Annotated in this window: 19 protein-coding genes; 8 read left to right on the plus strand and 11 right to left on the minus strand. The window is 71.9% G+C overall.

Annotated elements, in window-relative coordinates:
• Nucleotides 1-97 precede the first annotated feature (97 nt).
• Nucleotides 98-289, minus strand: a complete 192-nt coding sequence (locus HW837_RS01145) for a DUF397 domain-containing protein (RefSeq protein WP_045558128.1) — start codon at nt 287-289, stop codon at nt 98-100.
• Complete coding sequence (locus HW837_RS01150; protein WP_045558277.1) at nt 282-1037, minus strand: helix-turn-helix domain-containing protein; 756 nt, start codon at nt 1035-1037, stop codon at nt 282-284. The genes HW837_RS01145 and HW837_RS01150 overlap by 8 nt, the downstream gene beginning before the upstream one ends.
• 141 nt (nt 1038-1178) lie before the next feature.
• Here HW837_RS01150 and HW837_RS01155 point away from each other — a divergent pair, with 141 nt between their 5' ends.
• Together HW837_RS01155 and HW837_RS01160 are read left to right on the plus strand one after the other, a co-directional pair.
• A complete protein-coding gene (locus tag HW837_RS01155) occupies nt 1179-1637 on the plus strand; it encodes a hypothetical protein (RefSeq protein ID WP_193382421.1) in 459 nt (152 codons plus the stop codon).
• Entirely contained in the window at nt 1603-2472 is an 870-nt protein-coding gene (locus tag HW837_RS01160; RefSeq protein WP_193382420.1) for an alpha/beta fold hydrolase, read from the plus strand. Before HW837_RS01155 ends, HW837_RS01160 begins: the two co-directional genes overlap by 35 nt.
• On the opposite strand, the gene HW837_RS01165 is transcribed toward HW837_RS01160, so the two are convergent.
• From HW837_RS01165 to HW837_RS01185, 5 genes are all read right to left on the minus strand, one after another.
• Complete coding sequence (locus tag HW837_RS01165; protein ID WP_193382419.1) at nt 2469-3404, minus strand: M56 family metallopeptidase; 936 nt, start codon at nt 3402-3404, stop codon at nt 2469-2471. The genes HW837_RS01160 and HW837_RS01165 overlap by 4 nt on opposite strands.
• A gap of 136 nt (nt 3405-3540) precedes the next feature.
• Entirely contained in the window at nt 3541-3966 is a 426-nt protein-coding gene (locus tag HW837_RS01170; RefSeq protein WP_159040896.1) for a hypothetical protein, read from the minus strand.
• A gap of 88 nt (nt 3967-4054) precedes the next feature.
• On the minus strand, nt 4055-4717 hold the full coding sequence (locus tag HW837_RS01175) for a DUF5063 domain-containing protein (RefSeq protein ID WP_045558131.1): 663 nt from the start codon (nt 4715-4717) through the stop codon (nt 4055-4057).
• On the minus strand, nt 4710-5309 hold the full coding sequence (gene recR / locus HW837_RS01180) for a recombination mediator RecR (protein WP_045558132.1): 600 nt from the start codon (nt 5307-5309) through the stop codon (nt 4710-4712). Before recR ends, HW837_RS01175 begins: the two co-directional genes overlap by 8 nt.
• 182 nt (nt 5310-5491) lie before the next feature.
• Nucleotides 5492-5839, minus strand: coding sequence for a YbaB/EbfC family nucleoid-associated protein (locus HW837_RS01185; protein WP_078853470.1), 348 nt, complete (start codon nt 5837-5839; stop codon nt 5492-5494).
• A 279-nt stretch (nt 5840-6118) separates the two neighbouring features.
• Between HW837_RS01185 and HW837_RS01190 the strand changes: the two genes are divergently transcribed.
• The gene (locus HW837_RS01190) at nt 6119-6886 is read left to right on the plus strand and encodes an SLATT domain-containing protein (protein WP_045558134.1); all 768 of its coding nucleotides are present in this window, start codon (nt 6119-6121) and stop codon (nt 6884-6886) included.
• A 126-nt stretch (nt 6887-7012) separates the two neighbouring features.
• Here the strand turns inward: HW837_RS01190 and HW837_RS01195 are convergent, their stop codons facing one another.
• The 3 genes from HW837_RS01195 to HW837_RS01205 form a co-directional block, all read right to left on the minus strand.
• Nucleotides 7013-9370 carry a serine/threonine-protein kinase gene (locus HW837_RS01195; protein WP_193382418.1) on the minus strand — a complete coding sequence of 786 codons (2358 nt, stop codon included), beginning with the start codon at nt 9368-9370 and terminating at the stop codon, nt 7013-7015.
• 174 nt (nt 9371-9544) lie between these two features.
• Nucleotides 9545-10012, minus strand: coding sequence for a MarR family winged helix-turn-helix transcriptional regulator (locus HW837_RS01200; protein ID WP_045558136.1), 468 nt, complete (start codon nt 10010-10012; stop codon nt 9545-9547).
• The gene (locus tag HW837_RS01205; protein ID WP_045558137.1) at nt 10009-10620 is read right to left on the minus strand and encodes a DJ-1/PfpI family protein; all 612 of its coding nucleotides are present in this window, start codon (nt 10618-10620) and stop codon (nt 10009-10011) included. Before HW837_RS01205 ends, HW837_RS01200 begins: the two co-directional genes overlap by 4 nt.
• Before the next feature lie 312 nt (nt 10621-10932).
• Between HW837_RS01205 and HW837_RS01210 the strand changes: the two genes are divergently transcribed.
• From HW837_RS01210 to HW837_RS01225, 4 genes are all read left to right on the plus strand, one after another.
• On the plus strand, nt 10933-12288 hold the full coding sequence (locus HW837_RS01210; RefSeq protein ID WP_193382417.1) for an aspartate aminotransferase family protein: 1356 nt from the start codon (nt 10933-10935) through the stop codon (nt 12286-12288).
• A gap of 144 nt (nt 12289-12432) precedes the next feature.
• Nucleotides 12433-13137: a GntR family transcriptional regulator gene (locus HW837_RS01215; protein ID WP_060883867.1), complete on the plus strand. Its 705-nt coding sequence runs from the start codon at nt 12433-12435 to the stop codon at nt 13135-13137.
• Complete coding sequence (locus HW837_RS01220; protein WP_193382416.1) at nt 13134-15590, plus strand: dolichyl-phosphate beta-glucosyltransferase; 2457 nt, start codon at nt 13134-13136, stop codon at nt 15588-15590. Before HW837_RS01215 ends, HW837_RS01220 begins: the two co-directional genes overlap by 4 nt.
• Before the next feature lie 98 nt (nt 15591-15688).
• Nucleotides 15689-16339: a hypothetical protein gene (locus tag HW837_RS01225; protein WP_045558141.1), complete on the plus strand. Its 651-nt coding sequence runs from the start codon at nt 15689-15691 to the stop codon at nt 16337-16339.
• A 29-nt stretch (nt 16340-16368) separates the two neighbouring features.
• Here HW837_RS01225 and HW837_RS01230 read toward each other — a convergent pair whose 3' ends face one another.
• On the minus strand, nt 16369-16662 hold the full coding sequence (locus tag HW837_RS01230; protein WP_045558142.1) for a DUF3303 family protein: 294 nt from the start codon (nt 16660-16662) through the stop codon (nt 16369-16371).
• 257 nt (nt 16663-16919) lie between these two features.
• On the opposite strand from HW837_RS01230, the gene HW837_RS01235 reads away from it, so the two are divergent.
• Complete coding sequence (locus HW837_RS01235; protein ID WP_193379512.1) at nt 16920-18800, plus strand: serine/threonine-protein kinase; 1881 nt, start codon at nt 16920-16922, stop codon at nt 18798-18800.
• Nucleotides 18801-18823 lie beyond the last annotated feature (23 nt).

Here is an 18823-nt window from a genome sequence, read left to right on the forward strand (position 1 = left end):
GCCCCTTCAACTCACGTACAGATTTGGTTGGTTGGGTTGGTTTTCAAGTCTTTCCCAGAGTCTTGGAAACCCATGAGAAGAGCTCGGGTCCCGGGGCTCAAGCTCCGGGCTGACCTGCGGCGATGAAGGCGGTCCAGACGGGGGCGGGGAGGGTGAGGGTGGGGCCGGTGGGGTTCTTCGAGTCGCGAACGTGGACCGTCAGGCGCGCGTGGGACAGGGCGACTTCGACGCAGTCGCCGCCCTCGTCGTCGCTGTAGCTCGACTTGACCCATGCCAGCTGCTCACTCATTACGGTTCACCATCCGCTCGATGAAACGGGCCGATTCAGCGGGGCTGAGGGCCTGCGCGCGGATCATGCTAAGCCGCTCGGTCACGCGGTTGACAACCTCCGGATCAGCCGAAAGCTCGCTGGCTAGCGGCCCTTCCGTGAAGACGAACCGCTCGTGATCACGCGTCTCCAGCATCACCATGGGCCCCAAGAGGGCCGCACTGATGGCTCGATCAAAGGGAAGCACCTGCAACAGGACGTTCCGAAGGCAGGACGCCTCCAGCAAGCGCCGCAGTTGTTCGGCGTCCACCTGGGAACTGCGCAGGACCGCCTCGTACAACACAAAGCTCAGGGCCACCGGGGGCTTCCGCTCCGTGAGGATGGCCTGTCTCTCCAGACGTGCGGCGACCCTTGCCTCCACCGTCTCCTCATCCAGAGGTGGGTAGCGGTTCTCGATCAGCGTCCGCGCGTAACCCTGCGTCTGCAACAACCCCGGAATCAGCGCAACTTCGTACGACCACCGGCTGATCGCCTCCCTCTCGCGCTCCATGAAGTCCTGAGCCCGCGCCGGAAACTTCTCCCGCTGCAAGTAGTCCTTGGCCGAACTCAGCAACCCCTGCGCCCCGCACAACTCGTCCGCCACATCCAGCACCCGCGGGGTCGGCATCCGTACGCCCTGCTCCATGGACTTGATCGTGTCCGGCGAGTAGTTGGCGGCCTCGGCCAGCTCCTCACGGCTCACGTTCGCCTTCGTGCGCCAGCGCTTCATCTGGTTGCCGCCGTACCGCCAGGCCACCGGCGAGGGGGAGTTGTACTGGGCTGACACCGCGCGCACCTCCGACCGATACACACCGGCGTGTATCACCTCAGTCACTACCGAGCGTAGCCCGCGCATCGCCACCGTGTGACCATGACGAACGCAATTCACCGGCCGCCGTGGGTACCGGTGTCGGGACACCGGCTGCGCGTGATCGGCGTGCACTTCGACGCCGTACGGATCCAGGGCCGGCGCGGGGAACTGGTCACGAGCAGGCTGGTCAAGGTGACCGACGGGGACGCCGGGCCGGTCGTCCTCGAACAGGTCGGGTTCCGTTGGGTGTACTTCCTGCTGCGGCCGGGGACGGTGCACGGACACGCGTGGCTGCCGGGCGTGCAGCGCTTCGGGCTGGACCCGACGAACATGCGCAGGGTCACGTACGTAGGCATCCCCGCCCTCGACGGCAACACGTTCCCGCTGCGCTGGTGCTCCGAGCCGACGCCGCAAACGCCATACGTGGAACCGGAGTCACTGCTCGCCGCAGTGACGACCGCGTTCCGTGGGGTAACAGACATCCATGAGCGAAGTGCTGCTGACTCAGACTTTTCGTAGTGCGTCGGGGGCCGTGCGGTGGGGCCGGATCGGGGAGGACGGGCGGGACCCGGTCGTGCTCTGTCACGGCACGCCCTTCTCCTCCTACGTCTGGCGCGGCATGGCCCAGGCACTGGCCGACACCGGCCGCTACCAGGTGTTCGTGTGGGACATGCCCGGATACGGGGAGTCGGACATGCACGCCGGTCAGGATGTCTCCCTGGCCGCTCAGGGGTGGGTCTTCGCCGAGCTGTTGAGGCAGTGGGGGCTGGAGGAACCCCTGGTGGTGGCCCATGACTTCGGCGGAGCCGTGTCCCTGCGGGCCCATCTCCTGCACGGCTCCCACTACCGCGCGCTGGCCCTCGTCGACCCCGTGGCCCTCGCCCCGTGGGGATCCCCCTCCTTCCGGCTGCTCGGCAGGCACGCCGAGGTCTTCGAACAGCTGCCGCCCGCCCTGCACCGGGCCCTCGTACGGGAGTACGTCAGCTCCGCCAGCGGGCCGGGACTGCACCCCACCGTCCTCGACCGGCTCGTCGAGCCGTGGCTCGGCGAGCACGGGCAGCCCGCCTTCTACCGGCAGATAGCGCAGGCGAACCAGGCCCACACGGATGAGATCCAGGGGCGCTACGGGGAGATCGGCGTTCCGACGCTGGTGTGCTGGGGCGAGGAGGACAGCTGGATCCCCCTGGCCAAGGGGCGGGAACTGGCGGCCCGCATCCCGGGGGCACGGTTCGAGCCGATCTCCGGTGCGGGGCACCTGGTCCAGGAGGACGCCCCCGCCGAACTCACCGCCGTACTGATGGACTTCCTCCGCGACCACTCGGGGGAACGGCTGACGGTTCGGTCGGCCGGTTAGAGCGTGCCCAGCGCCGGGGCGAACGCGATGAGGAGGGGGAGGAGGGCAAGGAGCGCGGCGGCGGTCGTGGTGGCCGCGCGGCGGGTGCGGTCCAGTCGGGGCGGCGGCTCCAGCAGGCGCTCGACCCGGTCGCCCAGCAGGCGGCGGGTGTTGGAGCAGCTCAACACGCCCCGGTGCTGGTTGAGTTCGATGAGGGCCAGGGCGGTGGTGAGGTGACCGCAGCGGCGCGACGCCGTGTCGTCGGCGGCGAGTTCGACCAGGCGGTGGGTCTGGTCGGCGAAGTGGGCGAAGAGCGGGAGGCGCGGGAAGCCCGTGGCGAGCGCGGTGGAGAGGTGCAGCAGCCAGTCGTGGCGGGCGCGGGCGTGGCCGAGTTCATGGGCGAGCACGGCGTCCAGCTGATGGTCGCTCAGCTTGGCCAACGCGCCGGTGGTGACGACCAGTTGGGGCGGGGCGCCCGGCATGAGCCACGCGTCCGGGTACTCGTCCTCCAGGACCAGCAGCGGGCCGTTCGCCTGCGGCAGCCCGGCCGGGAGGTCGGGGGCGCGCTCCCGTAGATGCGCGCGGCGCAGCCGCCGCCGGCGCCGGGCCTCGACCAGCTCCCGCGCCAGCATCGCGCCGCTCCACGCCGCCCCGAGGGCCAGCACCAGCGTCAGTACGGCCGTCCAGGGCGGCGCGGCCGTGAGGTCGTACGCGGCGGTCACGGCCGGGGGCGCGGGCGCGAAGGCATGCGTGCGCACCGTCTCGAACACCGCCGCCGCCCCGAGCACGAGCGCCGCGAGGCAGCTCAGCAGCGCCGCCGCCACCAGGCACTGCCACGTCCACAGCGCGACCACGGGTTCCCGCTCGGGCCACCTCGCCTTCACCAGGGCACGGGGGCCCAGTATGGCGGCGGTCAGGGCCACGACGGTGAGAAGGAGCAGGAGAACGGTCACGTCACTGGGTCCGGTTCCTGGTCGGGGGCGGGCGGGCCGTACACGAGCTGGTGGTGCGCGGCTTCCACGGCCGGGGGACACGCTACCGGTGCGCGGGGCGGATGCCATCACCGAAGCGTTCCCGGTCCGCCGACGGTCAAGTGCCTGTCGACGCCGATCCGATGTCGCCGCCCGCCGCGATGGAACCACGGCCGGAGGCGGTCACGTTCGTGCCCGGGGCAGGGGTGCCGGAGGAGGGCGGGGCGGGGGCGGGCGGGGGCTGCGGCGGGGCGGTGCCGCCGGTGGAGGCGGAGCCGATGCTGCCTCCGGCGGCGATCGCGCCGGTCCCGGACGCGTCGACCTTCCGCGGCGGGGGCACGGGGGTGGGCGGGGCCGGCGGCGCGGACGAGCCGCCGAACTGCGCGATGGCGGCGAGGACGAGGCCGACCACGCCCGCGGACCCACCGGCCACGCTCGCGATCTGATCGGCCGATCCCAGATCGACGAAGGCGAACCCGGTCAGCGTGACCACGCCCGCCCCCGCGATCCCCAGCCCGGCCCAAGCCCACGGCTTCAATGTCATGGGGGCATTGTGGCGAACAGCGGGTCGAACGGGGAACCACCGGGCCCGCCCCCGGCTCCTGGCCCTGCGGCGGGTGCGGGCGGTGTGGCTACTTCGCCTTGCCCAGCCCCAGCGGGCCCGCGATCTCCTCCGCCATGACCTGGCCCGCCTCGAACTCCAGGGTCTCGTCGCCCATCAGTTCCTGGTCGGTGTCGAGGCCGTCCAGCTCGGCGAGGGGCTGGTTGAGGCGGACGTGGGCGACGAGGGACTGGAGGGCCCGGAGGGTCGCCGAGGCGGTGGAACCCCAGTTGGAGAAGTAGGAGAACTGCCACCACCACAGGGCCTCGGTGGTGCGGCCCGCGCGGTAGTGGACCATGCCGTGGCGCAGGTCGGCGATGACATCGGCGAGGTCGTCGGAGATCCGGGCCGGGACCGGCGCCTTGCGGGGCTCGTAGGGGTCGAAGACCTCGGAGTAGACGTCGACCGGGTCGAGCATCACGGCGAGGCGTTCGCGCAGTTCGTCCACGTCCGGCTCGAAACCCGGGTCGGGCTCGTAACGCTCGTCCGGCACGATGTCCTCGTGCGCGCCGAGGCGACCGCCGGCCAGCAGCAGCTGGGAGACCTCCAGCAGCAGGAACGGGACGGCCGAGTCGGGCTCGTCGCCCTTGGCCACCTCGGTGACGGCGACCAGGAAGCTCTCGATCTGGTCCGCGATCTGGACCGCGAAGTCGTCCGGGTTCAGGTCCGTCGCGTGCAGCGTGGCGTCAGACATCGAGCAATCGTCTCCCCTCGAAGGCGCGGCCGAGGGTCACCTCGTCCGCGTATTCCAGGTCGCCGCCCACCGGGAGGCCGCTGGCCAGGCGGGTGACCTTGAGGCCCATGGGTTTGATCATGCGGGCGAGATACGTGGCCGTGGCCTCGCCCTCCAGGTTCGGGTCCGTGGCGAGGATCAGCTCGGTGACCGTGCCGTCGGCCAGGCGGGTCAGCAGCTCCCGTATGCGCAGATCGTCGGGGCCGACGCCCTCGATCGGGCTGATCGCGCCGCCGAGGACGTGGTACTTGCCCCGGAACTCGCGGGTGCGCTCGATCGCGACGACGTCCTTCGGCTCCTCGACGACGCAGATGACGGACAGGTCGCGGCGCGGGTCGCGGCAGATGTTGCACAGCTCCTCCTGCGCCACGTTGCCGCAGGTCGCGCAGAAACGGACCTTCGCCTTCACTTCGAGGAGGGCATGCGCCAGCCGCCGTACGTCCGTCGGCTCCGCCTGCAGGATGTGGAAGGCGATCCGCTGCGCGCTCTTGGGACCGACGCCGGGCAGCCGCCCCAGCTCGTCGATGAGGTCCTGGACCACGCCTTCGTACACGGACTGCCGTCCTTCCTGGTGTCTTTCAGTACGTACCGTAGTCGGCCGCCGCCGCTCCGAGGAAGGCGGTACCGGCCACGGATGGGCTCGCGGGGGACTGCGGAGGAGTTCGGAGGAGTTCGGAGGCTGGGGCGCGCCGGGGGCGCGGGGAGGAGCGGGTGGGGGCCGGCCGAGGGGTGGGGTCAGAAGGGCAGGCCGGGAATGCCCGTGCCACCGCCGCCGAGGCCCTGGGCGAGGGGGCCCAGTTTCTGCTGCTGGAGGGTCTGGGCGTTCTCGTTGGCCGCCTGGACGGCAGCGACGATCAGGTCGGCGAGGGTCTCGGTGTCCTCCGGGTCCACCGCCTTGGGGTCGATCTTCAGGGCACGCAGTTCGCCGGAGCCGTTGACGGTGGCCTTCACCAGACCGCCGCCCGACTGGCCGTCGACCTCCGTGCGCGCGAGCTCCTCCTGCGCCCTCGCCAGGTCCTGCTGCATCTTCTGGGCCTGCTGGAGCAGCTGCTGCATGTTGGGCTGGCCACCACCGGGGATCACGTTCAGCTCCCTCGCACGAGTACTTGCGGAGGTCCGCGGGGACGGTTCTACGGACGCCCCCGTGGACGTTCTTGCGGTCGCAACGAGCCTACGTGGTCGGCACGGCCTCTGCCGCGCCACTCTTTCGAGTGAGTCGGCCGGGGATTCGTATATCCGATCAAGGGCATCTTCCAGGGGATAAGCGGTGAAAACACCATCTTCGCCACCCATTGGGCGGTAGGAAGGGTCCGGCCGCGTCAGGGTGGTGCGTGAGCGCCGTACGTACGTAGGGAGTGCCGGGTGAGCCAGCCGGAGATGCAGCCCGAGGGGGGACCCCAGGACGGGCGGGGTGAGGGATCCGGGCTGTGGGCGGAGCCGTGGACGGCGGCGACCGGACCGTGGGTGGGGGAGCCGGCCGGGCGGCCGTTCCCGCAGGGCGACTGGGGGGCTCCGGCGGAGCGGCTGGAGGAGCTGTACCACTGGGTCGAGCGGGCGGCGCTGGAGACCGCGTCGTGGTATCTCGCGGACCGGGTGTGGAAACGGCTCGCGGCCCGGCTGCTGCGGATCGGGGCGGCGGCGGGGGCGCTCGTCGGGGCGGCGCTGCCGTTGCTCGACCTCACCGGGGCGGTGGGCGGGGTCGCCCCCTGGGGGTATCTCGCGCTGCTGTCCTGTGCGGCGTGCGTGGCGGTGGATCGGTTCTTCGGCGTCACCTCCGGGTGGATGAGGGACGTCGCCACGGCCCAGGCGGTGCAGCGGCGGCTCCAGGTGCTGCGGTTCGACTGGGCGTCCGAGAGCGCGCGTGAGGTGCTGGGACCGGCCGAGGGGACGGCCGGGGAGGCCGCCGAGCGGTGTCTCGGGGTGCTGCGGCGGTTCTCCGAGGACATCACGGAGCTGGTCCGGGCCGAGACGGCGGACTGGATGCTGGAGTTCCGCACGGGGGCGACGCCGTTGGGGGTGCGGGCGGGGGGTGCCGTTCCCCGGCCGGAGGGCTCGGCGAACGGGCGGGTGCCGCTCCCTCCGGGGGCGCGGCCGAACATGCCGCGCCAGCGGCCGCCGGAGGCAAGGTAGTTTCCTCGCCCCCGCCGGGGGCTGCGCCCCTTTGACCCCCAGCGTCCGTCCGGTGGGGGCTGGTCGCGCAGTTCCCCGCGCCCCTGAAAAAAAGCGGGGCTGCGCCCCGGCTTTTTTCAGGCGGCTTCAGGCTGACTTCTCGTACGTCACCGACTTGCCGGCCGTGTCTACGCGGCGGAGGCGGCCGTCCGGTAGGAGGGTGACCGTGGTGGCGGCGCCGGGGGAGCAGGACTCGGCCGGTTCGCCGGTGGTGACGGTGGAGGGGCCGATCTCCAGCGGACCGGCGTCGGACGGTTCGTTCGTCAGGGCCGCCTCGAACACGCAGTGGTATGTGCCGCCGCCTTCGAGCGGACCGTCCGCCGTGAGCGAGAGCACCGTGTCGCCCACCTCGCCCTGCTGGATGACGAGTTGGCGGGTGTCCGAGCCGCTGGAGCCGTCGAGCGTGGCGTTCCAGGTGCCGAGGAAGCCCTCCGGGACCGTGCCGGCGTCGGGCGACTCGGTGGTCGGGTCCGGCGAGGTCGCGGGGTCCGTGGGCTCGTCGGTCACCGGCCCCGGCGTCTCGGGCGCGCTCGACTTCGTGCCGCCCTTCGCGTCGTCCTCCTCGCCGCCGTCACCGCCCTTCTTCATCAGCGCGTACACCGAGCCGCCCGCCCCGAGGGCGACGACCAGCGCGACGACGACGAGCAGCACGGAGGAACGCCGGTTCCCGCGCTCGGGTTCGGGGCGGCCACCGGGGGCCGCCCCGGCGCCGGGCCCGTAGAAAGGCTCCGACCCGTACGGCGGGGTCGCACCCAGCCCCGCCCCGCCGGCGCCCTGGAGCCCCTGACCGCCGGCGTACGCCCCTTGCCCGTACGCCCCGTGCGCCCCGTACGGCGCCTGCGGTTCGCCCTGCGGGTAGCCGTAGCCGGGGGCGGAGTGCTGCCCGTACCCGCCGGCGGGCTGCTGGGTGTACGGCGGCGGGAAGCCGTACCCGGCGGGCCCGGGCGGGGCGGTCGGAGGCGGAGGCTGTGTGCCCTCCGCCCCCACGATCCGCGTCGGCATCCGGTCCAGCGGCTCCCCGCCCGGTGTCCCCGGCGGAGGCGGTACGGCGCCCTCGGGCAGGGCGGCGGGGTGCTCGGCCGGGGAGCCGGGGGCACCGGCAGGCGTCCCCGGCCCGGGCCGCCCGCCGGCGTCCTGGGCCCCGGACGCACCGGAGCCGCCTGAGCCGCCTGAGCCGCCGTACGGAGAGTGGGGATCGCCCAGCGGATACACGGGCGGAGCCGACGGCGGCGGCCCCGCGGCCCCGGCCGCCTGCGAGCCCTGGGCACCGGCACCGGCAGTGGCACCGGCCGCCGGATTCGCGGCGGAGGCCCCCGACGGAGGCGCGGACGGAGGTGCAGACGGAGGTACGGATGGAGGTGTGGACGGCGGCGGAGGCGGGGACTGGCCCGCCGGGCCCGGGCGCGGCCCCGCGTCGGGTCCGGCCGAGGCCGGGGTAGCCGTCGGCCCCCCGACGCCCGCGGCCGCCGCGCCTGCCGGGCCCGCCGCCCCGCCAGGACCCGTCTCCCCCGTCTCCCCCGACTCCTCCGGATCCTCGGTCTCCAGCAACCGCACCGCGTGCCGCCCCAGTTGGGCCACCAGGGCGCTCGGGAGCCACGGGTCGCGGGAGCGGCCGGCGAAGACCGTGTCCTCGGCGCCGGTGCGCTGGAGGATCTGGGCCAGGGTCGGGCGGGCCGCCGGGTCCTTGCGCAGACAGTCGCGGACGATGTCGTACAGGCCCTCCGGCAGCCCCTCCAGGTCCGGTTCCTCCTGGGCGATGCGGAACATCAGGGCGTGGACACCGGAGTTGGCGGCGCCGAACGGCAGGTTGCCGGTGGCCGCGTAGGAGAGGACGGAGCCGAGGCAGAAGACGTCGCAGGCGGGGGTGATGCGGTCGCCGCGCACCTGCTCGGGCGCCATGAAACCCGGTGACCCGACGAGCGCGCCGGTGCGCGTGAGCCCGCCGTCCGTGACGGTCTCCAGCGCCCGCGCGATCCCGAAGTCGATGACGCGCGGCCCGTCGATGGTCACCAGCACGTTGGACGGCTTGAGGTCCCGGTGGATGAGCCCGGCCGCGTGGATGTCCTCCAGCGCGTGCGCGAGGCCCGCCGCGAGGATCCGTACCGACCGCTCGGGCAGCGCCCCGTGGTCGCGGCCGACGACAGCCTGGAGGGAGGGCCCGGCGACGTACCCGGTGGCGACCCACGGGATGCCCGCCTCGGTGTCCGCGTCCAGCACCGGCGCGGTCCAGTACCCGCCCACCTGCCGCGCGGCCCGCACCTCCTGCCGGAACCGCGCCCGGAACTCCTCCTGCTCCGCCAGTTCCTGCCGGACCAGCTTGACGGCGACGGTACGGCCGCGCTCGGACCGGGCCAGGTACACGTTCCCCATGCCGCCGGCGCCCAGCCGCGCGAGCAGCCGGTACGCCCCGATCCGCTGTGGATCCCCCGGCCCGAGCTTCTCCATGGCCACCGTCCCCCTGATTCCCCGTGCCGTCCCCGACGCGTCCGTGTACACGTACGTACGGGTACGTCGCCTACGTCGGCAACCTCATCAACGTCGTCAACGTCGTCTACGTCGCGTACGTGCGCAACGGACCGATCGTAGTGCGGCCGTACGGGGAGGCCGATGGGGCGGTGTCTACGGTTCCGTAACAGCGTCCGGTGCCGCCGCGAGGTCGTCCAGGACCGCCGACAGCCGTTCGAGCGCCCGCACGGTCGCCGTGAACTCCTCCTCCCCCAGCGCCTGGGCGAGACGGGCGGCCAGGGCCGCGTGGCCCGGGTCGATCCGCTCGGTCGCCGCGCGGCCGGCCGGGGTCGGGGTGAGGAGCTTGGCGCGACGGTGGGCCGGGTTCGGCACGTACGCGGCGAGCCCCCGGTCGACGAGGAGATCGGCGACCCGCTGCACGCTCTGCCGGGTGATGCCCATGGTCCGGGCGACCCCGGCGACGGGCAGCGGCTCGGGCAGCACCGCGCCGAGCACCTGCCACCAGGCGGCCGTGAGCCCCGCCGGGCGCGCCAGCTCGTCGGCGACGGAGAGGAACTGTCCGTTGAGGCGGAAGACGCCGAGGGCGGCGCGGCTGAGGAGGTCCTGCTGCTCGCGGCTCACTGGCCCGCCGCCTCCAGCACGGCGTACGCCTCCGGGTCCGAGTCGTGGAAGAGGCGATACCAGGCGTCGAGGACCTCGCCCTCGTAGACGCCGAGGAGACGTAGCACCTCGCGGGCGAGGGCGACGGGTTCGGTGGGGCCGGCGGTGACGAGGAGGCCGGAAGCGTCGGTGACGGCGTCCGCCTCCACGTACCGCTGCCCGCCCTCGTATCCCGTGGCCGCCAGATAGAAGGGGGCCGCGCTGGTGTGGGCGCGGTCGTCCAGCAGCCCCTCCCGGGCGAGCCCGGCGGTCGCGCCGCAGATCGCGGCGACGGGGACGCCGGCCGCGAGGAACTCCCGCGCCTTGCGGGCGAACGGCGCGAGTGCGTCGCCCGTGTCCCACAGGTCGGCGCCGGTGAGGACGAGCAGCGAGCTGTCCTCGGGCCGCAGCGCCTCCAGCGTCTCGTCCGGCTGGATCCGCACCCCCGCGATGGTCCGCACGGCGTCGGCCCCCTCGGCGACCGTCCGGACCTCGTACCCGCCCCTCGCGAGCCACGCGGCGGTGTGGCCCGTCTCCCAGTCGGCGTAGGTGTCGTACACGGCGAGATGAACAGGCTTCCGAATACTCATGACAGCATGCTGACATTACGACAGCCTGCTGTCAATAGGAGGGGTCGGGTGTCGGCTGCGGGTGAGTGGGGCTTCTCGCGCAGTTCCCCGCGCCCCTGAAAAGCAGGGGCTGCGCCCCGTGCTTTTCGGCCCGAAATAGCCGCAGGCCTTCAGGGGCGCGGGGAACTGCGCGACCAGCCCCCACCGGACGGACGGCCGACGGTTCAAGCGGCGCAGCCCTCGGCGGGGGCGACACACTGTCGTGCTCAGCCGACCCCATACAGACACAAAGCCGATGTCCCCCACCCACCCCCCACCCCTACCCTCGCCCCCATGACCCCTCGCCCCAACCCCCAGACCGGCGCCCAGGTGAAGGCCACGGACCGCGCGCACGTCTTCCACTCCTGGTCCGCACAGGAACTCATCGACCCCCTCCCCGTCGCCGGCGCGGAGGGGTCCTACTTCTGGGACCACGACGGCAACCGCTACCTCGACTTCACCAGCGGCCTCGTCTACACCAACATCGGCTACCAGCACCCGAAGGTCGTCGCGGCCATCCAGCAGCAGGCCGCCACGATGACCACCTTCGCCCCGGCGTTCGCGATCGAGGCCCGCTCGGAGGCCGCCCGGCTCATCGCGGAACGCACCCCCGGCGACCTGGACAAGATCTTCTTCACCAACGGCGGCGCCGACGCGGTCGAGCACGCCACCCGCATGGCCCGCCTGCACACCGGCCGCCCCAAGGTCCTCGCCGCGTACCGCTCGTACCACGGCGGCACCCAGCAGGCCGTGAACCTCACGGGCGACCCGCGCCGCTGGGCCTCCGACACCGGCACCGCGGGCGTGGTGCACTTCTGGGCGCCGTTCCTCTACCGCACCCGTTTCCACGCGGAGACGGAGGAGCAGGAGTGCGCCCGCGCGCTGGAGCACCTGGAGACGACGATCACCTTCGAGGGGCCGTCGACGATCGCCGCGATCATCCTGGAGACCGTGCCGGGCACGGCCGGGATCATGGTCCCGCCGCCGGGCTATCTGGCCGGGGTCAGGGAGCTGTGCGACAAGTACGGCATCGTGTTCGTCCTCGACGAGGTCATGGCCGGCTTCGGGCGGACCGGCACCTGGTTCGCGGCGGACCTCTTCGACGTCGTACCGGACCTGATGACCTTCGCCAAGGGCGTGAACTCGGGCTACGTCCCCCTCGGCGGCGTCGCCATCTCCCCCGCGATCGCCGAGACCTTCGCCCGCCGCCCCTACCCCGGCGGCCTCACGTACTCCGGCCACCCCCTGGCCTGCGCCGCCGCTGTCGCGACGATCGACGTGATGGAGGAGGAGGGGGTCGTGACCCACGCGGCCACCCTCGGCGCCTCCGTCGTCGGCCCGGCGCTGCGCGAACTGGCCGACCGGCACCCCTCGGTGGGCGAGGTGCGCGGCACCGGCATGTTCTGGGCGCTGGAGCTGGTGCGGAACAAGGAGACCCGCGAGCCGCTCGTCCCCTACAACGCGACCGGCGAGGCGAACGCCCCCATGCTCGCCTTCGCCGCCGCCGCGAAGGCGAACGGCCTGTGGCCCTTCGTGAACATGAACCGCACGCACGTGGTGCCCCCGTGCAACATCACCGAGGCCGAGGCCAAGGAGGGGCTCGCCGCCCTGGACGCGGCCCTGTCCGTGGCGGACGAGCACACCGTGTGAGATCGCGGGAAGCCGCCGGTGCCGAGCAGAAAGGGCGAAAACCTCTCCCCCGAACCCGAACGCGTAAGGTGACGTGCTCGTAAGAGAACTTGGAGAGCACGCACAGGATGCGTACGCGTACGCGGATGGGGGACCCAGACCACGATGCCCGGCACCGGCACCGGCGGCGGCAATGGCGCCGTGACCCGCAGCACCCTGCGGCAGCAGCTCGCGGACGCGCTCCGTGACGAGGTGCTGGGCGGCAGACTCAAGCCGGGGCAGGAGTTCACGGTCAAGGAGATCGCCGAGCAGTACGGCGTCTCGGCGACGCCCGTGCGCGAGGCGCTGGTCGACCTGTCCGCGCAGGGGCTGCTGGACGCCGTGCAGCACCGTGGTTTCGAGGTCCACGCGTACTCGGTGGCCGACTACCGGAACATGGTCGAGGCCCGCATCCTGGTCACCGCCGGCATGTTCCGGCGGCTCGGCGACCGCGAGGTCGACCCCCGTACGGCCGCCGCGCTCGCCGGGGTGCGACGGCGCGGCGAGGAGGCGCGACGGGCCGCGACCGCCGGGGACCTGGACATCCTCATCGGCTACGACCTCCGCTTCTGGCGCGAGCTGAGCGCCCTGTTCGGCAACCCGTACCTCACCGACTTCCTACACCGGCTGCGCGTGCAGTCCTGGGTGTGCGCGGTCCAGTACCTGCGTCAGGCGAGCCACGGGGCGGACGACCTCAAGGGCCGGCTGTGGGCCGACCACACCGACCTCGTCGACGCCCTCACCCGCCGGGACGCGCAGACCGCGCAGGAGATCATCGCCGGTTACGACGAGCAGTCCCTGATGCTTGTGGAACGCCTGGCGGACGGATGACCACGACCCCGAGGGCGGGCGGCGGGCAGCTGAGCGTCGACCTCTCCGTGGTCGTCCCCGCCTACAACGAGCAGGACCGCCTCGCCCCCACGCTCGACGCGATCATCGCCCATCTCTCGGCCACCGAGGCGGCCGCCCGCTGGGAGGTCATCGTCGTCGACGACGGGTCGACGGACGGGACGGCCGAGGTCGTGGCCGCCGTCACCGCCCGCGACGCCCGGGTCCAACTGGTCTCCGGCGGGGACCGCAACCGGGGCAAGGGCCACGCCCTGCGGCTCGGTGTCCTCGCCTCGCAAGGCCGCCGGGTCCTGCTCACGGATGCCGATCTCTCCGCGCCCATCGACGAGTTGGAGCGGCTCGACAAGGCGCTCTCCGACGGCCACACGGCGGCGATCGGCTCGCGCGAGGCACCCGGCGCCAGCATCGAGCGCCATCAGCACCGCCTGCGCGAGACGCTCGGCCGGGCCGGCAACTTCCTGATACGCGGCGTCGCGGTGCCCGGCATCCGCGACACCCAGTGCGGCTTCAAGCTGTTCGACGGCGACCGTGCCCGCGAGGCGTTCGCCGCGTCCCGACTCGACGGGTTCGGGATCGACGTGGAGATCCTGCGGTACTTCCACCGCAGCGGCTGGCCCGTCGCCGAGGTCCCCGTCCGCTGGTCCCACCAGCCCGGTTCGAAGATCCGCCCGAGCGACTACGCCCGGGTCCTCGGCGAACTCGCCGTCCTGCGGGCCCGTTCCGTCCGCCGGGCCGACGTCCTCGCGGTCCTGGGCTTCCTGCTGATGGCGGTGGCCCTCTACGGCGGCCGCTGGCTCGACCCGAACGGCCGCTACCTCCCCGACTCCCTCCAGGACCAGAACCAGTGGGAGTGGTTCTTCGCGGTCACCGCCGACAACCTCGTCCACTTCCGCAACCCGCTCTTCACCACCTTCCAGGGCTTCCCCGACGGCGTGAACCTGATGGCCAACACGGTCATGCTCGGCCTGTCGGCCCCCTTCGCGCCCGTCACGCTCCTCCTCGGCCCGGCGGTCTCGCTCGCCCTGGTCATGACCCTGGGCCTCGCCGCCACGGCCGTCGCCTGGTACTGGCTGATCGTCAAACGGGTCGTACGGCACCGGGGCGCGGCCTTCGCCGGAGCGGCGCTCGCCGCGTTCGCGCCGCCGATGGTCAGCCACGCCAACGCGCACCCCAACTTCGTCGTCCTGTTCATGATCCCGCTGATCGTCGACCGGGCGCTGCGCATGTGCACGGGCGCGGCGACCCGGCGGGACGGGATCGTCCTCGGCCTGATGGCCACCTACCAGATATTCCTCGGCGAGGAGACCCTCCTCCTCGCCGCCATGGGCATGCTGCTGTTCGCCGTCGGGTACGGCCTCGTCCGCCGGGACGTGGCCCGTGACTCCTGGCGCCCGCTGCTGAAGGGCCTCGGCGTCGCGCTCGTCGTGGCCCTCCCCCTCGTCACCTTCCCCCTCTCCTGGCAGTTCTTCGGCCCGCAGAGCTACGGCAACATCGCGCACGGCGCGAACTCCGGCAACAGCCCGCTCGCGCTCCTCTCCTTCGCCGAGCGCTCCCTCCTCGCGGGCGACCGCGACCGCGCGGACGCGCTCTCCCTCAACATCACCGAGCAGAACGCCTTCTACGGCTGGCCCCTGGTCCTGCTGGCCCTCGGCATCGTCGTACGGCTGTGGGAGCACGCGCTGGTGAAGGCGCTGGCGTTCACGGCGGTCGCCGCGGCCGTCCTCTCCCTCGGCCCCGAGTTCCGCCTCCCGCAGACCGGCCTCGTCCTGCCCGGCCCGTGGGCGCTGCTCGCCGAGAAGCCGCTGTTCGAGTCGGTCATCGAGGGCCGGGTGGCGATGATCTGCGCCCCGGTGCTGGGCATGCTGCTGGCGATCGCCTGCGAACGCCTGGCGGCGACCCCCTCCCTCGGCACGCGCTACGTCGGCTTCCTGGCGGTGACCCTCGCGCTGCTGCCGATCGTCCCGGCCCCGCTGAAGTCCGTGGAACGCCCCGAGGTCCCGGCGTTCTTCGCGGACGGCACATGGCGGTCCTACGTCGACACCGGCGCCGGCGAGACCCTGGTGCCCGTGCCCCTGCCGGACCCGGGCAACGCGGAGGCGCTGCGCTGGCAGACCACGGCGGACTTCGGGTTCCGGATGCCCGGCGGCTACTTCAACGGCCCGTTCGGCGAGGACCGCGTCGGCATCTACGGCGCCGCCCCCCGCCACACCTCCAATCTGCTGCGCGACGTCCGCTACAGCGGCAAGGTCCCGGTGATCGGCGAGAACTGGCGGGCGCAGGCCCGCAGGGACTTCGCGTACTGGCACGCGGGCGCGCTGGTCCTGCGCCCGCAGCCGTACGACGAGCAGTTGCGGGAGGCGGTGGACAAGCTCGTCGGCCGCCCCGGGAGGTGGGTGGCCGGAGTGTGGGTATGGGACCTGCACGAAGGGGACTGAAGACGCGTCCAGCGACTACGCTTCCCTGACCACTGTGTGCCGTACGCGAACGTATCCCTACCGTGCGTGTGCGTGCCGGATGACCGAGGAGTTCTCTTTTGGCCTGTGACCTCTGGCTGGTCCCGCTCGTCGACGTGCTGTGCCACACGCCCGACAACCCCTTCGCCGAGGAACTCGCGCTCTACAACCAGCTGCTGGGCGAGGCCGGGCTGCCACCGGTTCCGGTGTACCAGTACATGCCGGGGCTGACCGGGGAGGTCGCCCCCGTCGCGGGCTTCGACTACGACGCGCTGCATTTCCTGCGCCGCGCCTATCTGCTCCAGACGTGCGGGCTCGCGGTGACGCCGGTGGACGCGCTGGGCGGCGACTACGAGCAGCTCCTGGAGATGTTCGAGGGCACGGCCCAGCAGTCGCACCTGGTCTGGCACTACGACCACGCGGGCGCCTATGTCCCCGTCGACTTCCCGCAGCCCCTCGCCAGCGACGAACTGCTCGCCGGGGGCGGCCCCCTGGGCTCGTCCCAAGGCCTGCTGAGGGAACTGGAGTTCGTCGCCCCGGCCATCGGCATCGACCCGGCGAACCCGCCGGCGCCGCCCGAGGCGCCGCTCGCGCCCACGGAGTTGGAGGAGCCGGCCGTGCCGGCGCCCTACGACCCGAGCCCGTTCGCCCGTGAACGGCACGTCTGGCTGGGCCTGCACGCGGCGACGACCCGCAGTCTGGCGCAGGGCTCGATGATCGTCTTCAGCTGAGGGATCTTCGAGTCCGAGGGTCCCCGCACTCAGTGTCCCAGCGCCGCGAGGCCCTTCTGCATGTCCTCCGCGTTCATGACGGGGGTGTACGTGACCTCGGCGCCCAGTTCGAGGAAGAACGGCTCGGCGATGGCGGGCATCTGGGAGCTGTCCTGCATGTCGAAGACCAGGTAACAGGTGCGCTGCCCACCGTCGGCGGTGAAGTACGCGGCCTCCGGCTTCACCTGCTCCATGGACGCCTGCATCTGCTTCGCCAGCGTGCCGTTCCGAATGGCCTCGTTGGACTTCTCGGTGTCGAGCCGAGCCTTGAGCATCATGCGCATCGCAGTCACTTCCTCCGGTCGCCCGATATGCGCCATATTTACGATTGGCGCACTTTCCAGAATATGACCGCTCCGCAGAATGTGGTCACCCGACGGCTACGGCCGACACCAAGCGTCGGCGCAGGCAGTGACGAGAGGTTCACGAAGCGTGCTTTGTGCCCCACACGCAGCCAACTCTCCTGCCCCTGTGCGAAGATCCGCGCACGGCCGCCGGAAGCGAGCCCGGCGGACTCGCGAGTGGCGGAAGGAAGCGCCTGATGGACCGGTTGAATCCCGATGATCCCGCGATCCTAGGTTCCTACCGTCTGCTGTCCTTGCTCGGACGCGGCGGTATGGGACGCGTGTATCTGGCGCGGAAGGAGAACGGCGGGCCCGACACCACGCCCGTGGCGGTCAAGCTCGTTCGGGCCGATCTCACGGACCCGGCCGACATGCGATCATTCCGCCGCAGATTCAGCCGTGAGGTCGCCGCCGCCCGCAGGGTGGCTGGTGAGTGGACCGCCCGTGTCCTCGACGCCGACACCACTGCCGACGTGCCCTGGGTGGCCACCGAGTACGTACCTGGCCCCTCCTTACGGGCCGTCGTGCGGGGCGACTTCGGCCCGCTTCCCTCCGCCTCGACACTGGTTCTCGCCAACCGACTGGCACTCGCCCTGCGCGCCATACACCATGCCGGACTGATTCACCGGGACCTCAAACCGTCCAACATCCTGCTCACCGTCGACGGCCCCCGCGTCATCGACTTCGGCATCGCCCACTCCGTCGACGCGTCCCTCGAAAGCACCATCACCCGCACCGGTTCCCTCGTCGGGACACCGGAGTTCATGTCCCCTGAACAGGTCCGCGGTGAACGCGTCACCTCAGCGTCCGATGTCTTCTCGCTGGGCAGCGTGATCGGCTACGCCGCCACCGGCCACTCCCCCTTCAGGGGCGAGGAGAGCCAGGTACACGCTCTGATGTTCCGCATCGCCTACGAGGAACCAGATCTCAGCGACCTGCCGGAGTCGATAGAGGACGTCGTACGAGCCTGTCTGAGCAAGGACCCCGCCGACCGCCCGACCATAGGCGAGATCCTCGCGCGCACCCGCCACGCGCCGACCGGCGCCTGGCTGCCCGCCGAACTGCTGATGCGCCTCGACCGGGTGGCAGCACGCCCCTTACCGGCGTCCCCTGTGCTCTACGAGTCATCGCCCGGCACACTCGGGGTGACGGAGGCGTACGGCGAACCCGAGTTCCTCGACTTCCCCGAGCCTTTCCCCGATGCTCCTGAGTCCCCTGCGCCTGCTGTCCGGCGCGATCCGCTGGACGCGCCCGAGGCGGGCATCGAACCACCCATGGTCCGTCGTCAGCCGCTCACGCGTCAGACGGTGGTCAGACGACGGCTCGTCTCTCTGACGGCGGCGGTGGCCGGAGTACTGTCGACAACGCTGGGGATATGGGTGGCGACGCCCGCCGTGGGGATGCTGTGGGACGGGAGTGTCGCGGACGGGGCGGAGCCGGGATCGCCGGACCCGACGCTTGGCAGCACCATGAGTGGAGGGGCGATCCTCGTCCGGGGCGGCGCCTGGAGAATGGCTGTGCACGACCTCGGAGGCCAGAAGCCCTTCCTGCTGAGCATCGATCTGGAAGACGCCCGGCACCCCCGATACATCGCCGCGACGTCCCATGCCGTCTGCACAGGCACCTTCTCGGACATCGACGCCACCGGCACGGCGCTCCTTCTGTCCCGTCCCACCAAGAAGGTCCTGCTGCCGGAGGCCCTGTCAGCGGATCGGTGCCCCCGCGTCATGGACCTACATCTGAGCGCCGAGGACAGCGAACCGGACACGCTGACCTGGAAGCAGTGGGGTACCACGCCTTTCTCGCTCTCAAGGGCTGCCCGCCCCGGTACTCCCATACCGGACCGCTTTCTCGGCACACACAAGGCGGAAGGCTGGACGGTGACCCTGGACCGGGGCAAGGTCGGCTCGGTTGCTGTGTCAGGTACACGCGACGCCGAGGGACGCCGCTGCGTCATGTCCGCCGTGGTCCTCGACGCGAGCGAGTTCCTGCTGGCCTCCCCCGCCCAGCTCGACCCGATTCGCTCCGACCCGGCCTGTGAGGCCCCACGCCATTCCCTCGTCGAGCGCATCCCCTGAAGCAGGAGCCATCGCAACGGCAG

It is taken from the genome of Streptomyces caniscabiei (assembly GCF_014930365.1).
Classification (GTDB): Bacteria; Actinomycetota; Actinomycetes; order Streptomycetales; family Streptomycetaceae; genus Streptomyces; species Streptomyces caniscabiei.

Bases quoted from the DNA above. Each gene is read 5' to 3' on its own strand.
- HW837_RS01145 (WP_045558128.1), bottom strand. From the start codon at position 289: ATGAGTGAGCAGCTGGCATGGGTCAAGTCGAGCTACAGCGACGACGAG.
- HW837_RS01170 (WP_159040896.1), bottom strand. From the start codon at position 3,966: ATGACATTGAAGCCGTGGGCTTGGGCCGGGCTGGGGATCGCGGGGGCG.
- HW837_RS01235 (WP_193379512.1), top strand. From the start codon at position 16,920: ATGGACCGGTTGAATCCCGATGATCCCGCGATCCTAGGTTCCTACCGT.
- HW837_RS01195 (WP_193382418.1), bottom strand. From the start codon at position 9,370: ATGGAGAAGCTCGGGCCGGGGGATCCACAGCGGATCGGGGCGTACCGG.
- HW837_RS01210 (WP_193382417.1), top strand. From the start codon at position 10,933: ATGACCCCTCGCCCCAACCCCCAGACCGGCGCCCAGGTGAAGGCCACG.
- HW837_RS01175 (WP_045558131.1), bottom strand. From the start codon at position 4,717: ATGTCTGACGCCACGCTGCACGCGACGGACCTGAACCCGGACGACTTC.
- HW837_RS01230 (WP_045558142.1), bottom strand. From the start codon at position 16,662: ATGCGCATGATGCTCAAGGCTCGGCTCGACACCGAGAAGTCCAACGAG.
- HW837_RS01150 (WP_045558277.1), bottom strand. From the start codon at position 1,037: ATGAAGCGCTGGCGCACGAAGGCGAACGTGAGCCGTGAGGAGCTGGCC.
- HW837_RS01160 (WP_193382420.1), top strand. From the start codon at position 1,603: ATGAGCGAAGTGCTGCTGACTCAGACTTTTCGTAGTGCGTCGGGGGCC.
- HW837_RS01155 (WP_193382421.1), top strand. From the start codon at position 1,179: ATGACGAACGCAATTCACCGGCCGCCGTGGGTACCGGTGTCGGGACAC.
- HW837_RS01215 (WP_060883867.1), top strand. From the start codon at position 12,433: ATGCCCGGCACCGGCACCGGCGGCGGCAATGGCGCCGTGACCCGCAGC.
- HW837_RS01205 (WP_045558137.1), bottom strand. From the start codon at position 10,620: ATGAGTATTCGGAAGCCTGTTCATCTCGCCGTGTACGACACCTACGCC.
- HW837_RS01220 (WP_193382416.1), top strand. From the start codon at position 13,134: ATGACCACGACCCCGAGGGCGGGCGGCGGGCAGCTGAGCGTCGACCTC.